The sequence below is a fragment of the Flavobacterium sp. ACN6 genome (assembly GCF_002304005.1).
GTDB lineage: Bacteria > Bacteroidota > Bacteroidia > Flavobacteriales > Flavobacteriaceae > Flavobacterium.
The window spans coordinates 125,257-142,306 of the sequence record NZ_MRCQ01000013.1 but is presented as its reverse complement, the minus strand read 5'-3'; the positions used below and the strand labels follow the sequence as shown (position 1 = coordinate 142,306).

General features: G+C 36.2%; 9 protein-coding genes. All 9 read right to left on the bottom strand.

What is annotated here, in order from left to right; all coding sequences use genetic code 11:
- Positions 1-161 precede the first annotated feature (161 nt).
- Positions 162-1,235 (bottom strand): HEAT repeat domain-containing protein, encoded by a 1,074-nt coding sequence (locus BSF42_RS18175; RefSeq protein WP_095954514.1) that lies wholly within the window; start codon positions 1,233-1,235, stop codon positions 162-164.
- Between the two features lie 58 nt (positions 1,236-1,293).
- Positions 1,294-2,859 carry a glycosyl hydrolase family 65 protein gene (locus BSF42_RS18170; protein WP_095954513.1) on the bottom strand — a complete coding sequence of 522 codons (1,566 nt, stop codon included), beginning with the start codon at positions 2,857-2,859 and terminating at the stop codon, positions 1,294-1,296.
- A gap of 235 nt (positions 2,860-3,094) precedes the next feature.
- Positions 3,095-5,545 carry a glycoside hydrolase N-terminal domain-containing protein gene (locus BSF42_RS18165; protein ID WP_095954538.1) on the bottom strand — a complete coding sequence of 817 codons (2,451 nt, stop codon included), beginning with the start codon at positions 5,543-5,545 and terminating at the stop codon, positions 3,095-3,097.
- A gap of 318 nt (positions 5,546-5,863) precedes the next feature.
- Complete coding sequence (locus BSF42_RS18160; protein WP_253251110.1) at positions 5,864-7,291, bottom strand: acetylxylan esterase; 1,428 nt, start codon at positions 7,289-7,291, stop codon at positions 5,864-5,866.
- Between the two features lie 292 nt (positions 7,292-7,583).
- Positions 7,584-10,364: a glycoside hydrolase family 78 protein gene (locus BSF42_RS18155; RefSeq protein WP_095954512.1), complete on the bottom strand. Its 2,781-nt coding sequence runs from the start codon at positions 10,362-10,364 to the stop codon at positions 7,584-7,586.
- A gap of 205 nt (positions 10,365-10,569) precedes the next feature.
- Positions 10,570-12,432, bottom strand: a complete 1,863-nt coding sequence (locus BSF42_RS18150) for a six-hairpin glycosidase (RefSeq protein WP_095954511.1) — start codon at positions 12,430-12,432, stop codon at positions 10,570-10,572.
- Positions 12,433-12,686: 254 nt separating this feature from the next.
- Complete coding sequence (locus tag BSF42_RS18145; RefSeq protein WP_095954536.1) at positions 12,687-13,604, bottom strand: glycoside hydrolase family 43 protein; 918 nt, start codon at positions 13,602-13,604, stop codon at positions 12,687-12,689.
- Positions 13,605-13,877: 273 nt separating this feature from the next.
- Positions 13,878-15,452 (bottom strand): glycoside hydrolase family 28 protein, encoded by a 1,575-nt coding sequence (locus tag BSF42_RS18140; protein WP_095954535.1) that lies wholly within the window; start codon positions 15,450-15,452, stop codon positions 13,878-13,880.
- 186 nt (positions 15,453-15,638) lie between these two features.
- Entirely contained in the window at positions 15,639-17,033 is a 1,395-nt protein-coding gene (locus BSF42_RS18135) for a glycoside hydrolase family 140 protein (RefSeq protein WP_095954510.1), read from the bottom strand.
- Positions 17,034-17,050 lie beyond the last annotated feature (17 nt).

Below are 17,050 nucleotides of genomic sequence, written 5' to 3'. Positions count from 1 at the left end.
ATATTTATAGATTGTATAATTGTAAGTTCATTAAGCCTCAGCGGGGCGACATAATTTCTTATATGTTTCGCTCCGCTGGAGCTTTTTATCATTTGGGTGCGTATTTTGTTATAAATATTATGCTTCTCCGAAGCTTCATATCTAATTAATCCTAAAAAACATTAAGCATTAATAAACCTTCGTAATTTATCAATTGAACTTAAACCTTCAAAAGCAATATTATTTTGTTTTAATAATTTACTTGCCTCCCAGCGTATTTTCCATTCCGGATCTTTCAGTTTTTGTCTCAGCTTTGACACTATAGTCATATTACTTTTCAAAACCTCTTCATCCATCCAATCTTGAAGGAATTCCAAAGCATTTAAACGAGTTGCTGCTTTCTTGTGATCTAATCCTTTTACCAATGTTTCCCTTACTTGATCAGCACTTGCCGAACTAATATCCTCGACTAAAATCTCGGTTAAAATGGGAGAAAGTTCTTTGGTTTTATTTTGGGCTAATGCTATTTGATAAACTCGGCTAAATTCGGCAGAAAGAAAATCTGCCCATTTATCAATATCTTCATCTTCACTTAGTGAATAATAAATAAAACTAACTTTATCAGACTGTGTAAAAAGTTGACTTTCACAAAAACTTTTTACTGTATTAAGATCTTTTTCTGCTAATTTCTGAAGATTTTTTATCGCTTCTTCTGATTCATCATATTCAAGTTCATAATACTTGTCGAGCGTTATGATCTGGTCTAAATCATCTACAGAGTTATAAACTGCTTCATTTCGAATTGCAGGAATTGTATATTTTTTCAATAGTTCTTTTACTTCATCCTCAGATACCTTATAATCATCTATTTTAATTTCAATCGTTTCCTGTTTATAAATAAAGTTCAGATAAAATTCCTGATATTCCATTTTATACTTTGGCGTATATTCTTTTTTAGCGATAACTTTTTGATATTTAATATTTTTCCAATCGTAAAATGTAGTATTAAGTTCTATTCCTTGTGGTGAGAATATTATTTTTTTATTCAGACTAAAAAGTATAACTACCGCTTTTTTGCCATAACCAATAATAAAGATTAACGCAATAACAGGTAACACCAAATCAGCAAATTTAAACGTGAATTTTTCGAAATTTATTAATGATAAAAGGTAAAAACCTAATCCCACAAACACAAGGTTCCATAAAATATTTAATATTGCTCCTTTAACTGAATAATTTAATACTGTTTTCTCCAATTTATATTTTTATTTAAATTCGCTTGTAAATTTATTAAAGCCAACAGATTTTTAACAGCTAATTTGAAACCAATTTCCCCAATCTCTCTGAAAAAGCAATTTCTTTCCCGTTTTTAAAGATCCTGAAACCTTTTCCTTTTTTATATTTTTCTCCTGTTTTATCCCAAAGAATCGTAATAATATTGCCGTGATACAAAATGTTATCCAGACAAAACCAATCCCATTTTTCCTGCGGAATCAACGGATTTACTTCAATTTTTTCATCTGCTCTTGGGCGTAAACCAACCAAACCTGTAATCATCAAATCATTAAAAGTCGAATGATTATAGTAACGGCTTCTTTCTCTGTCGCCCATCAGCCAATATCCTGTTGTTTCATCTAAATATTCCCCAACATACGGTTTCCCTCTGTAATATTGCGATTGCACATACAAATCCATTTGTTTGAAATAATCGTTTTTAGCAACAAAATTCTGATCGTAATTATTCAAAACATTCGCTAAAGCCGTTAACGTCTGCGAACTTGCAAATGGCCAGATTGCGCCGTCCCACTCGCAGGTTCCGGTTCCGTGTGTTCTAAAACGCGGACTTCTTCTTTCTGCTGTTGTCAAACCAAATGGTGCCGAAAATCCTTTTTCATCTTTAATCTGTTCCCACGCTTTTTCAAAACCTTTTCCTTTTTCCGGAAGATTAAAATACCACGGAATAAATCCGATCGCTTCTCTAACTTGCGCTAATGTATCTTTCTCTGTAAAGGTCTCAAAAAACTCGCTTTTAGCATTCCATAATTTGGTTTCAACCAATTTTTGCAAACTAGCAGCTTTAGTTTTGAATTTTGCTTCTGTTTCCTTATCGCCTTTCATGGCCGCCATTTTAGAAATCGCTACAGCGTTCCCATACATATAACTATTTATCGTTGGTCTTGCGTTTTGTACTTTACGCCCGCCGCTTAATGATTCTTCCATTCCATCTTTTACATCATGCTGCCAAAACAAACCATCCTTGCGCTGACGGTCTTTTTCCCAAACCGCATAATCAGTAACCATGTCTGGATACAAATCCAATAAGAATTTTTTATCCTTATTCACTAAATAGCGATTGTACAAAGCATCTGCTGTCCAACTGCTAAATTTATACAATTTGTTCATCGGTTTTCCATCGTTTCCTCGATACCAAATTTTAACATCCTGCTCCAAATATTGTGAATCATGAACCCATCGAAATTCATTAATATGATGTCCCAACGCACAACTAATCATATTGTATTTATCGGCATACGAACGATCTACCAAAAACTCTGTAATCGCAAATCCCTGCGGTGTTTTCTTTATGTGCTTTCTCGCACTCCACCATCGGAAATAGTAAATCTCCTCAAAATTCTGTTGCGGGCATTCAAACAACGGAATATTTTTTTCCATCCAAGTCCAAGCCGAGTCATTCGGAATAGCAAATTTTAAGTTTTCATCTTCCATCGTGTTGAAATAATCAACATAATGTTTGAAGTTTTTTTCTTTTAAAATAATTGCTTTTCCTTTTTGAGAATAGTCTGCGCTAGGTTTACAGCCATTTAAAGTTGCAACCAAAATTACTAAAACGACTATTTTGTATTTAAAATGATGTAACATATTCAAATTATTATTTTTAAAATTTTTTGGGCGTGTCCCTCCGGGTCGTGCTGTCCGTTCCCGCTTTTTTTTGTTCGGCAGAAAAAGCCTCACAAAAAAAGAGCTCCACTTCCATCACTCACGCGAGAGAACTTTTCGGTTTCCCTCTCCTGCAAGGTTTTGAAAACCTTGCAGGAAACGTAACCAGACCTGACAGGTTTTTAAAACCTGTCAGGTCTAACTAACCATGTCAATATTAATTCCCTTTAAAAGTATACGTCTGCCCTGCTTTCATATTCACATCGTAAATAGTATAAGCTGGCAATTGTACTTTTTTCAAATTCGCCTGATCAGAAATAATCGGTTTCTTCACTTCAACATCATAAAACAACGTATTCGGATTTTTCCCTTTTGCTTTTTTAAGCGAAGATCCTTTTAAAGTATTCTCTACTTTTAATCTACAGTTTCCTCCTATTTTAGAATAGATTTTCAATTCCGAAACTTTATTGTTTTTCCATGTCATATCAATTACAAAACCGCCCCTTGCAACCAAACCTTTTATGCTTCCATCTTTCCAAACAGTTGGTAAAGCGGGTAATAAATGAATTGCATCTTCCTGACTCTGCATTAACATTTCAGCAAAACCGGCTGTGCACCCAAAGTTACCATCAATTTGAAAGGGTTGATGCGCATCTAACATATTTGGGTACGTTCCACCGCCTTTTCTTTGGTCGGCCGTTACCAAATGCAATTGATCCTGAATCAGTTTATACGCGTGATTTCCGTCTAATAATCTAGCCCATAAATTCACTTTCCAGCCCATTGACCAGCCTGTAGATTCGTCTGTTCTGTAAATCAAAGATTGTTTGGCAGCTTCAAATAATTCAGGTGTTTTTATTGGCGAAATCTGATTACTTGGATACAATCCGTATAAATGCGAAACATGTCGGTGATTGTCTTTCGGATTGTCCCAATCGTCCTGCCATTCCTGTAACTGATTATGTTTTCCCACTTTCATTGGAGGCATTTTTGCTAAAGCATCGCTTACCTTTTTCACATAAGCAGCATCTGGTGCAACCAATTTGGAAGCTTCAATAACATGTGTAAACAAATCAAAAACCAACTGATTATCCATTGTCGTTCCAGAAGCAATTGTCGATTTCCCACTTCCTCCTGCGTGTGTGTTTTCAGGCGAACTTGACGGAACAACCACTAAATATTTTGTATTTGGATCGATAACCATAAAGTCAAGGAAGAAATCTGCTGCTCCTTTCATAATCGGATAAATTTCTTCTAAATATTTTTTATCTCCCGTATATAAATATCTTTCCCATAAATCCTGACAAACCCAAGCACCGCCTGTCGGCCACATTCCCGAGGCAGCAGAATCTACCGGAGCGGTAACGCGCCAAATATCAGTATTGTGGTGTAAAACCCAACCGCTGGCATTGTACATCATTCTGGCTGTTTCTGCACCCGTAACACTCAATTCTTTTGCCATTTGAACAAATGGTTCGTGCATTTCCTGAAGATTCGTAACCTGTGCAGGCCAATAATTCATTTCGGCATTAATGTTTGTCGTGTATTTACTATCCCAAGGCGGTGTTACCATGTCGTTCCAAATTCCCTGTAAATTCGCTGGCTGACCGCCTGGCTGTGAACTTGAAATTAAAAGATAACGTCCAAATTGGAAATATAAAGACGCCAATTGCGGATCAAATTGTTTAGAGAAATTCCTGATTCTTTCGTTTGTTGGCTGCTTCACCAAATCATTTGAACCTAAATTTAAAGCAACTCTATTGAAAAACTTTTGATAATTATCAACATGGGCTTTTTTAATCGTTTCAAAATCTTTTACTTCGGCTTTAGCTAAATAGTCTTTGCTTTTGGCAATTTCATCGCCCGAAATATCTTTGTAATCTTTAAAATTAGTGGCAATCGAAATGTATAAAGTAACTTCATCGGCTTTGTTAATGCTTAAAATTCCGTTGCTGGCATTTATTTCGCCGCCTTTATTTTTAGCAGTAAGTCTTCCCTGAAATTTTACTTTTCCTTTTACGCCTTCAAAATTGGTTCCTAAACCCGAAAGTATGATTTGGTTTCCTTCTGTCGAAGCAACCGTTTTATCAATTGGACTATTCATGAAAACATTACAGGTAATCTGCCCCGGCTGACTTGCCGAAAGTTTTACCACAATAACCTGATCTGAAAATGCCGTTAGAATTTCTCTTGTAAATTCGACGCCCTTAACTTTGTATTTTACTTTTGCTGTCGCGTTGCTAATATCTAAGTCTCTGTAATAATCGGTATATTTTTGATGTCCGGCAAAAGAAATATAAACGCTTCCAAAAGTTTGATACGGCATTCCGTCATTGGTTTGAGACATAATATCCTGCGTTGCCAAATCCTGTGCTTCATCAAATTTTCCATCAAAAATTAACTGGCGAACAATTGGCAGTGCTTTTATAGATTTTGAATGTGCATTGCTGTTTGGAGAACCTGCCCAAATGGTTTCTTCATTCAATTGCAAACGTTCCACAGCAGGGTCTCCAAAAATCATTGCACCCAAACGTCCGTTACCCAAAGGCAGTGCTTCGTTCCAGATTGCTGCTGGTTTATCATACCATAATTTCAGATCGCTTTGTGCTGTTGCTGTAAGCGAAAAAATTCCGAGACAGATTGCTGTAATTTTATTTCTTAACTTCATATTGATATATTTTTTGCCACGAATTACACGAATTGGCACTAATTTCTTTTTTAAATTTTTATTTCATTTTTTTTTTGCCACAGATTAAAAAGTTAAAATGATTTTTTTATCTGCATAATCTGCTAAATCTGCGAGAGTATTTTTTGCCACAGATCAAAACGATTAAAATGATTTTTTATCTGCATAATCTGCCAAATCTGCGAGAGTAATTTTTTTCCCGCAGATTTAGCAGATCGGGCAGATTTGTAATCTGTGAAAATCCTATTAATCTGTGGCAAAAAAATTCGTGCCAATTAGTGAAATTCGTGGCAACTTGTTTTATTTCTTAACCTCGTAAATCTTCAGGTTTTTTTCTCCGAACATTTCATATAATTTGTTAATGTCTTTCAATGCATTTTTTGGTAAATTTTCAGCTTTATTACCAAAAACATACAATTTATCATAAGGTTCAATCACACAAGTCGATTCGTCGATTTCGCCTTTATCATTCTTAATTTTATTCAAATCTAAATTTAAATATTTCGCCATAAACGGATACAAAACCATACGTTTTGAAACTCCAAAATCATGTCCTTCTTTTGCAAAATGAGCATTTTCGACTAAATCTTTCTTTCCGTATAATTCATACGTTCTTTGGATAAAAGGAAATTCTAGTTCAGGAACTGCCAATGTCCAGTCTTTTCCGTCAGAAACAATTAATTGTGGTTTTGGTGCCATCATTGCCGAGATTTCAGCATTGTTTGTTCCGTTGCCGCAAAGGTGAATTCCGCGCCCGCTTTCGCACGGACATCCGCCTGAAAAGTGAGATGAAACCATCACAACGGGAGCAGAAACTTTGATTCTGTCATCTAAAGCCGCTAAAAACATCGTATGCGAACCTCCGCCAGAACCTCCTGTAACCCCGACTCTTGTAACATCGGCATTTTTTGTTGTTGCTAAATAATCCAATAATCGAATCCCGCTCAAAACCTGAACCGTCGATGCGATACTGTTTCTGTGCGTTTCTTCTGGAAACTGCAATAATGATTCTCCCCACGCAAATAAATCATAGCCCACTACAATTGCGCCCATTTTTGCCATCATAGCACAGCGGTACTGCTCGTCTTTTCTATATCTTCCGTCACCGAAATGTCCGTCTGGTGTTAAAATAATCGCCGCTTTTTTGTTTAATGGATACGGTTTGTAAATCGATCCCGTTACATAAACGCCTGGCAGAATTTCCAACGCAATATTCTCAACACTGTAATCTTTATAAATTCTCTTTGGAGTTAAAAGTGGTTTAGATTTTGGTGTTGGGGGCGCCTTGTCTAAACCAAATGATGTAATCATACAAGCTTTTAACTCCGTTTTACGTTTTTCCCATTCTTCTTTAGTCGAATAAAGGCTTTCTAAATAGAACAAACGCTCTTTTCCTTTATCAACTGAAACTTTATGGTTTTCATATTTTCTTATAATGTAAGTTCCGTCCGGCTGTTTGAAATACATCAATTCAAACGGAGCCAGAATGTTAGTTAACGAAATAGCGAGATTTCCGGGTTCAATTCTCCAATCGGCATAATCGAGTTCTTTTCCTTTTAATAAACCTCTGTCGTCGTTTATCGTAACATTAAAAGCCGTTTCAATTTTCTTTAAAGTTTCTGAAACGGGTTTTCTAAAATTAGTATCAGATGTGCTTTGCGCATTGGTAAATGTCAAAGCAAAAATGGAAACTGCAATTGTAAATATTATTTTTTTGATATTCTTCATTTTATATTGTTGAGATTTTTGAACGCTGATGAAACGGATTTACTTCGTAAAGACTCGGATTACAACAGATTTTTTATCTTTGTTTTTTATTTTTTGAATTGCCTCCAGTTTTAACTGGAGGTAAATAATTTGATTTTAAATAGGCTTTAGCCTAACTTATTCATTTGGCTAAAGCCCTGTAACTAACTATTTTTAAACCTCCAGTTAAAACTGGAGGCTATTCATCACTAGCTCAATAAAAAATCCTCGCAAATCTGCGTCTTCGCGATAGCGAATCTGCGTCATCCGTGTTCTATATTTCGCATTCTATATTGTAAACTCCAGATCCTAATTCTAAAAATGGCTTTTGCGACTTTTCATCAAAACCTGCCCTAACTTTCTTATTATCAATCTTAATTTCCGAATTTTTAGTAACAGGCAATTTTATCGTCGCTGTTGTATTCACCGGAATTTCAATATTCAAAATAAACTTCCCATCTTTCTTTTCCCAAGAAGAAACTATTTTTCCGTAAACTGATTGATAATCCGCTTTCGCGAAAGTCATATCGCCCACCACTTCTGGCTGAATAAAGAAATGTTTGAAACCTGGGTTTTTCGGATCGGATTTAATCCCGGCCAGACTTTGATAAAACCATTCTTCAATCTGCCCCAGCATAAAGTGATTCCACGAATTTCCTTTTCTTGGATCCCATTGTTCTGTTAAAGTGGTCAAGCCAAATTTAATCTGAAAACCATAACCCGGCGCATCATAATGATTGTGCATTTTGTACATCGTTTCGTTTTCGCCATTTTGTGCCAAAGCCTGAAACAAATAACGGTTTCCAACATCACCCGTTGTCAAACGGTCGCCTTTTGCTTTAATATCGGCTATTAAATTCTGCATTACGGCGTCTTTATATTGCGGTTCTACAATATCCATAAAAACCGAAACAGCATTACTAAACTGACTACTCGTACCATATTGTTTGGTTTCAGCATTGAAAAATTCTTTGTTAAAAGCAGTTTTAATCTCAGAAGCCAAAGTTTCGTATTTCTCTACATCTTCTGTTTTACCTAATAATTTCGCTGCTTTTGCCACCAAATAAGCTCCGTAATAATAGTGCGAAGTGGCCGCAAGTGCAATCGGACTGTTTTTTGAATATCCTGCTGCGTGCGTTCCATAATCGTACCAATCGCCCAATCCGTGAGAAACAATGTGGTTTTCAGCTTTTGTTCCTAAATAATCCACATACTTTTTCATTACAGGAAAATATTTTTCCAATAAAGAAGCATCGCCGTAATATTCATAATACATCCAAGGTAGAATCACGCCTGTTACGCCCCATTCTGGTGAATCGGTAAAATCGCCACCGAAAACTACATATTCAGGAACGATGGTCGGGATTAAGCCGTTATCGCGTTGCGAATCAGAAATATTCTGCATCGTTGCAGGAATAAAAGTTTCAAGATTATAATTGAACATTAAACCCGGACCGTTCAAATGAATTTCTTCTAACCAGCCTAATTTTTCACGTTGCGGACAATCGGTAAAAACGCTTTGGAAATTACTTTTTATAGAATTGTTAATCAGTTGGTGTGTTTTATTGAAAATCTCGTTCGAACAGGCAAAACTCCCTGCTTCTCCCGCCGAGTTGTAAATGAAATTCGATTGTAAATCTACAACCGTTGGAAGTTCTTTGTTTTTAGCATCTTTGTAATTTACATTCTCAATTTGAATGTATTGAAATCCGTAAAAGCTGAATTTTGGCGTCCATTCTTCTGTTCCGTCTCCTTTTAAAGTGTAATCGTAATAATAAGGTTTTCCAGATCTTCCCTGCGCAATGGTTCCGTCTTCATTTAAACCTTCGGCCACCCAAACACGAACAGTCTGCCCTTTTTTTCCTTTTACTTTAATGGTCGGAAATCCCGAAAGATTCTGCCCCATATCAAAAACATAGAAATTCGGTTTTAGCTCTTTAACCGTTTTAATTTCAAATTGTTTCTGAATTGTAACTGGCGGTGCGGTTTGCGGTCTTAAAACTCCCTTTGGTGCTTCCTGAATGACAACTTTTTTCCAATCTGAATCTTTGAAACCTTTTTTATTCCATCCTTTTTGAACTAAATTGGCATTGTAATCTTCGCCTCCAAAAATGCTGTTATAGGTAATCGGACTTTTACTGTATTTCCAGGTTTCATCTGATTTTATGATTTCTTCTGAGCCGTCTTTATAGGTAATTTTCATTTTGAAGAACAACGTTGGCGGACCAAAACTCACGAAGAATTTGGTATATCTTTCAGCCAGCGTATTGTACATTCCGTTTCCTAAAAGCACGCCAATTACATTTTCGCCTTTCTGTAATTCTTTTGCGCTTAACTCATAAATATTATAATTAACCGTTTTGTCGTAATCAGTCCACAAAGGTGCAAATTGACTGTTTCCAACCTTCTTACTGTTAATCGTTAATTCGTAATGTCCTAAACCTGAAATGTAAACAACGGCTTCTTTGATTTCTTTTTTTACTTCGAAAGGTTTACGAAGCATAATACTTCTTCGTGACAAAGAATCGGAAGCATTGATAAATGAATTCTTTTTTTCTCTGTTGAAAGTGGCTGTGTGATAATTTCGGCCTTCCGGCAGATGACTGTCGGCTTTTGTAATCGCACCAATCCAAACCGGATTTAAATCTGATTCTAAAGAAGCCGTTCTGAACGAAGCCGTTTTACTCCATTTGGAAATTTTGCCTGTTTGATTCCATACTTTAACTTTCCAGAAATATTTGGTTTCATTTTTTAACGGATTTCCGCCATATAAAATGTGCAGATTTTTATTAGAATTTACTCTTCCGCTGTTCCAAATATCACCTTCATCATTTTTTAATTTTTCTTCCGAAGAAGCAACCAAAATAATGTAGGCAATCTGTGACGCATTCGATTCTTTTGAAACCAACTGCCAGCTTAATCTCGGCTGATTCTGAACCACTGCTAATGGATTTTCGGCCATTTCTGTGGTTAGATGTACGGGCAAAATTTGTCCTTTAGAAACTAACGTTACTAAAAGACAAATTGCTAATACTATATTTTTGAAATTCATCATTTCTTATTGTTGAGATTTTTGAACGCGGATGAAACTGATTTACTTCGTAAAAACGCGGATAAAAACGGATTTTTCATTGTACTATTTAGAATAAAAAATCCGTGTAAATCTGCGTCTTCGGGATAGCGAATCAGTGTCATCCGCGTTCTATTTTTTCCACAGAGTCAAACATTTCTACAGATTTTTAATTTTTAATTCTCAATTTTTAATTGCTCTTTGTTATCAACGACTGAATATTAAATACAGCTTCCGGGATTAATTTTCCGGTTTGAGGCAGATCGTCGTAATCGTCTGTGTCCGGTTCTGTATCTGGATTTGGAGAATACCTTTGTTCGCCTGTGCGGAACATAATTCGCTCAAAACCATCAACCGGAGTATAAAATATTCTTGTTGATTCTTTTTCGTCGTTTACTTTTATGGTATATGAACGTGTTTTAACGTTCAGTTTTACATTTACTTTATATTCTTTTCCAGCTTCGTATTTGGCAATCGTATTGAAACGCGCTCCGGTTTTTGTTTTTAATTGTCCGTCTGAATCAAATGTCAATCTTATTGCAGGAAGCCCTTGTTTATTTTGAAACTCAACCTGCAATAAACCGTGATTATTTTGTTCTGGTTTAACGGTAAAAGTGACTTCCATTTTCTCTGCAAACGGAATAACACGTTCAGCACGGGCGTAATCAAAATTATCCTGATCTCTTAAAGTCAGCCATTTTTTGCCGTCTTTCTTTTCGATTTTAGTGGAAGCCCAAGATAAATCGTAGGTATTCCAAAGCTTTAATTCTTGTCCGTCTGGAAGTTCGTTGAAAATGTCATTTGCATTTTCTGTAACAACACTTGTAACCGGAACAGGAATCGACGCAACCCAAATATCTTCTTTGTTTACGCTGTAGCTTACCCAAAGTTTTCCGTCAGGCGGAATACCGTCCCCTTCTGAAATTCCGCGAACATATTGCGGTCCTGCAGATTTATAGTTTCCGCCATAACGCATCGGACTAATTTCTCCGTGAACCAACAATAAATCTTTGTAATTTAATCCGTCATCACTTGTTGAAATCGCCAATGGCCAACGATATTCTGACGGGTTATAAACGGTTGCATAACGATTATCAGATGTTTTTTGTCCCCAGATTTTGGCATTGCTGTTTACAAAACCTGGTGCACGAAGCGGCATATATTCCCAAGATTTTCCGCCGTCTTTACTGATTGAAGTTAAAGCGTGTTTCCATAAACCCACAACATCTCCGTTTGGCAAATGATACGAACTAAGCGCTTTATAAGGCTTTTTCAATGGAATTAGTTCATCGTCACGATCGGCTTCTTCAACCCATTGCTGTAAAACCAAAGGATCTGAAAGAATTTCTTCGCAGGCTTTTTTCAAACCTTTGTCTTTTGCCTGCGTATAAAATGGAAAAGCCGATTTCGATTTATCCCAAGATTTATTGTATCTGATAAAATAGATTTCGCCAAAACTTCCGTCCTTTTTAATTTCACGAATCACACGTCCAATTCCTTTTCCATCGTTTGGATCGTCTTTTTCATCCATTGCAATTCCATAATACGCCAAAGCAAAAAGGCGTTTATCTTTTGAGGTATAAAATCCCATTCTCTGGTGCATAATTGCATCCAGATTTTTGGCAACGCCTTCTACTCCTTCTTTTTTCCATCCGTCTGGAATATGATAAATAGGAAAAATTACTTTTGGCATTTTCCAGCTTACACCATCTTTTGAAGTCATAATCAAAGTCTGGCTTGGCGGAATATGTTCTCCTGCAGGATCACTCAGGTATTGCAAATAAAAAGTATCATTCCAATATGCCATGGTTGGCTGGTGATTGTATGTCCATCCAAAACCATCTGCTTTTTCCGGATGTTCACGGCTGGCACGCATAATCTGCGTAGCGTGAACTCCAACTGCCGGACTTAACTGTCCGTGATGATAATCGACATTTGATAGTGTTTTACCAACATAACGCACGGTGTCGTTTTGGGCATTTACAGCTGTACCAATCAACAGAATTGTGGCTGTGGTCAGGATATTGGTTTTTATTTTTTGGAAAGCAATCATTTTTTATGTTTTTTGTTTCACGCAGATTTGGCAGATTTTAGCTGATTAGCGCAGATTTTTTTCTGCTACTATTTAAAATAAAATCTGTTAAATCATTTTTAAATCTGCGTGAAATTTTTCTAACTATTTCTTTTTATCTGCTTGATTTGCTAAATCTGCGGGAAAAATTTTACTCTCGCAGATTTGGCAGATTTAGTAGATTTTTAATTTTTAATTCTCAATTTTTAATTAATTTAATCTCTGAAAATTTGTGTTTATTTTTTATCAATTAATCCTTTTAAAACCTCTTCGGAAATTGTTGTAATCGTTCCGTGTTTGTGTCCTTCGGGAAGGCTTATTTTTGAGGAAACATCTTCAAAATGAACAAAATCTGAAGTGCTCAAAGCTTTATAATTTTTTGAGCCGTAATTGTCATAATACAACAGCCATTTTTTACCGACTTTCACTACCGTTGGTCCTTCTGATAAATATTCCGTCAAGGGCTCTGAACTTTTCTTGAATGGTCCTAAAGGCGATTTTCCGAAAGCAACTTTTATATTACGCATTGGTCTTGTATTGTCTTTCAAAACCAAAACATAATCTTTCTTGCTTTTCTTTACAATCACGCAGTCGATTACGCTGAAACCTGGATCGTAATATAATTTTGTATCGGAGAATGTTTTAAAATCTTTGGTCTTTACATAATACATTCTGTGGTTGTTTTTCTCTTCTTCCACTCCTTTTTCAAATCGGAATGGAATTGTCGATGCCCAGATAATAATGTATTCTTTTTTAACATCATCATAAAAAATTTCCGGTGCCCAAACGTTTACCACTTCCGGTTCGTTTTTCATTACCGGAATATATTGCTGTTCTGACCAATGCATTAAATCTTTAGAACTGGCGTATCCAAAACCGTTTCCACCTTTCCAATCGGTTGTCCAAACCATGTGATAGGTTCCGTCTGCTCCTTTTGTGATGGATGGATCACGCATGATTTTGCTTGCGCCAATTTCCGGTTTTAAAAATGATCCTTCCAATCCTTTCCAGTTGTAACCGTCTTCGCTGTAAGCCAGATACAAACCTTCGGTTGCGGGTTCTCTAAACGACGTAAAAAGATATAAGTCTTTCTTTTTCTGCGAATAACTTATCGCAAAAAGACAAAAAGCTAGTATAATGAATATTTTTTTCATGTCTTGTTTTTTCTTTCCTGCAAGGTTTTCAAAACCTTGTAGGTATATTTTATGTTCAATCCAAAAACCTATTAATTCCAAAAAAGCCAATTTTTTCTCTTTAGCCCCGATTGCAGTGGAAATCCTTGTAAACCGGGGTTCGGTTTACAAGATTGTAACGGAAAGCGGGACGATGTTTCCTGAAATGCCTATTTTTTCTGCTTCTAAATTTACTAATCTAAATACCTACAAGGTTTTGTCCCGAAGCTTCGGGATTGCAGGAAACGATATCGCTTATTCTGTAATCGCTTTTTTATCCAGATCTTTTCCTTTTTTAACTGCTGTTGTTACGTTGTTAAAAACATTGTTTTTCAGGAAAATATTCTTTGTTTCTTTTCCGTTTGCCTCGATGAAAACATCGGTTGCATTAAATGGAAAATTATTATTAATCATAATGTTTGATGCATTGTCTATTTTGATAACGGGAATTCCTTTTATTGGCGTTGATGAACCGACATTATCTAAAATAAGATTTTTAGAATCTAATATTTTGAAAGAAGAACCAACGGTTGCGTTTACTTTTACATCATGGAACTCAATATCTGTGGCTGTATTAACGGTAAAGCCTTCTTTTCCGTCCATGTTAATATTAGAGAATGATATGTTTTGAATTGGCATTTCGGAAATTCCGCGAATAAAACCCGCTTTGTTTACATTTCCACCCGTAACGTTACTGATATGAATGTTTCTAAAAATAGGCGTACGTTCTGTAACAGGCTCTGCCTTATTTTCTTTATCATAGAATAAATCCAAAATAATGGCTTCTTCTTTGATGTTTTTCATTACGATATTGTCTACTCGAATGTCTTCTACAACACCTCCACGACCGCGAGCCGATTTGATACGGATTCCGCGATCTGTTCCGTCAAAAACACAATTTGAAATCGTGATTTTCTTGATTCCGCCCGACATCTCGCTTCCTATTACAACGCCACCGTGACCGCTCAACATAGTACAATTGGTAATCGTAACATTTTCTGTCGCTTTTCCGTATTTACGCCCGTCACCGTCTCGTCCTGATTTAATCGTAATACAATCGTCTCCAACGCTGATATGACAGTTTGAAATATGCACATTGGTGCAAGAAGAAGGGTTAATTCCGTCTGTATTTGGCGAATGCGGATTAAAAATTGAAATTCCCGTAACGGTTACATTATCACAAAATTCCGGGTTAATCGTCCAGAAAGGCGAATTTTGAAATGTAACTCCTTCAATTAGAATATTTTTGCAATTATAAGCCTGAAAAAAAGAAGGTCTGAAAAACTTTTTATCAACCGTTCTTTTGTAATATGGTTCTGTATAAAGTCCTTTGTTTTGTTCTTCCCACATAGTTTGGTATTTGGTTGGAGGAAGTGGTTCTTTGGCAGTTTCAATTCTGTACACTTCATTCCACCATGCTTTTCCTTGTCCGTCGATTACGCCTCTTCCTTTAATGGTAATATTTTCAACGTCTTTCGCATAAAATAAGGGCTGAAAACTTTTCATTACAATTCCTTCGTAACGCATTTCAACATGCGGAAGAAAATCATCGAAGTTTTCTGAAAATTTTAAAAGTGCTCCTGAATCTAGATGAATCGTAATGTTGCTTTTTAGTGTTAATGCTCCTGTAAGATATTCTCCTGCAGGAAAAAAAATAGTTCCTCCGCCGTTTTTAGATGCTTTTTCAATTGCATTTTGAATGGCTTGGGTGCATTTTATTCCTTTGTTGTTTCCTCCTTCATTTAGGATATTCAGCCAGCCGTCGTTTGCGAAAGCGGTGTTTAAACTGGTGATGAAGCAGAGAATTATTAAAATGTTTTTGATTTTCATAGTTGTTATTTTTTTTCTCATTTATGTCATCCTGAGGAACGAAGGATCGCACTAGTAACTCGACAAAGATTGCGGACTTACTTTACGGAATTTCTAGTGCGATCCTTCCTTCGTAAGGATGACAAAGATTGGGATTACTGTGATTAGACCTAACAGGTTTTAAAAACTTATCAGGTCTATTATTACCTAATTAGAGCGTAAAATCAAAACCCAGTCGTTTCCATCTTTTTTAATTCCTAAAGGCTGAAATTCTTTAGTTCCTGCATTGTCTATAGTTCCAATTTTGGTTTCTTTTCCGTTTCTTGGGTTGTACCAGCTTGCTTTTACTTTATCTCCAGAAATTTTTGCCATGTTCACTTCTATTTTTTTGCCGTTATAGGTATAAATCAAAGCGTAATTTTGTCCTTTTATTGCAGGTAAATAATCGTATCTGGATCCTTGGTTTGCGATTAAAGTTTCATCTGGAACTCCTTCTAAAAACGGAAATTGCAACATCAGCTTTTTAATATAAACCATTTGTTTTGCTCCGGGAGCATTGATGGCGCTTGTCCATAATTCTTTGTTTCCGTAGGCTGGTTTATCGCCTTTTCTGAACATTTGCATTACTGCGTTATGTCCGTATGTGTACCCTGCAGCGCCTGATAAAACTGACCAATATCCGTAACGGCGAACATCATTGTCTGTCCATTTTGGTTGTAAGGTATCGTGTAAACCATGCGGAATTGCTTCGTAAGATGGCTCTCCGTCAAGGGTAGGTTTTGTTGGTTTTAATTCGAAATCTCTTAGGACGAATTTGTAATTGTCTTCTTTGAAATTCGTTTGTATTGAATCCTGATCGTATCTTCTGTGTCCGGATTGGAACATATTGAAATCTAACCATTTTGCATTATGATAATTCTCTGAAGAATCTGTTCTTCCAAACGGGTGAAACGTAACTAATTGTTCTGGATTATTAGTTTTCAAAGTATTTCCGATGGCGTTCCAGATATCCATAAACTCGTTTCCGTGTGTATCGCCTCCGTTTAACCAAATGACATTGGTTTTGCTTTTGTAACGGTTTGCCAAAAAGGTTGCATATTCTATTGCCTGCTCTTTGCTGACTTTATTTCCTTTAGAAACATTTGTTCCCCAAACCGGAACCATTGCAAGGTAGATTCCGTTTTTGCGCGCTACTTCTAAAGTGTAATCTACATGATCCCAATAATCGTATTCTTGTTTGCTGTTGAAATTATTACCGGCCGTGATTAAAGGTTTTGAAACATCCTCGTTAATCAAAGCGGCACTTCCATACACATTTACAGCATTTATGTTGTGCAAAACCATTACCTGAACTACGTTGAATCCTTTTTCTTTTCTGTCTTTAAAGTATTTATCAACTCCTGCTCTGTCCAGTTTTCCGAATGTCAGCCAGCCTGTATCACCTAACCAGAAAAATGGTTTTTCATTTTCGGTTACAAAATAATGCTGATTTTTAGAGACTTTGATTTGAGGCAGTTGTTTTCCAGCTTGGGAAAATCCGCTTTGTGCTGTCAACAAAAGGCTTATACTTAGGGCGTATAAATATTTAATTTTCAGATTCATTTTGGTTTTATTTTTAA

Bases quoted from the DNA above. Each gene is read 5' to 3' on its own strand.
- BSF42_RS18170 (WP_095954513.1), bottom strand. From the start codon at position 2,859: ATGTTACATCATTTTAAATACAAAATAGTCGTTTTAGTAATTTTGGTT.
- BSF42_RS18165 (WP_095954538.1), bottom strand. From the start codon at position 5,545: ATGAAGTTAAGAAATAAAATTACAGCAATCTGTCTCGGAATTTTTTCG.
- BSF42_RS18160 (WP_253251110.1), bottom strand. From the start codon at position 7,291: ATGAAGAATATCAAAAAAATAATATTTACAATTGCAGTTTCCATTTTT.
- BSF42_RS18155 (WP_095954512.1), bottom strand. From the start codon at position 10,364: ATGATGAATTTCAAAAATATAGTATTAGCAATTTGTCTTTTAGTAACG.
- BSF42_RS18150 (WP_095954511.1), bottom strand. From the start codon at position 12,432: ATGATTGCTTTCCAAAAAATAAAAACCAATATCCTGACCACAGCCACA.
- BSF42_RS18145 (WP_095954536.1), bottom strand. From the start codon at position 13,604: ATGAAAAAAATATTCATTATACTAGCTTTTTGTCTTTTTGCGATAAGT.
- BSF42_RS18140 (WP_095954535.1), bottom strand. From the start codon at position 15,452: ATGAAAATCAAAAACATTTTAATAATTCTCTGCTTCATCACCAGTTTA.
- BSF42_RS18135 (WP_095954510.1), bottom strand. From the start codon at position 17,033: ATGAATCTGAAAATTAAATATTTATACGCCCTAAGTATAAGCCTTTTG.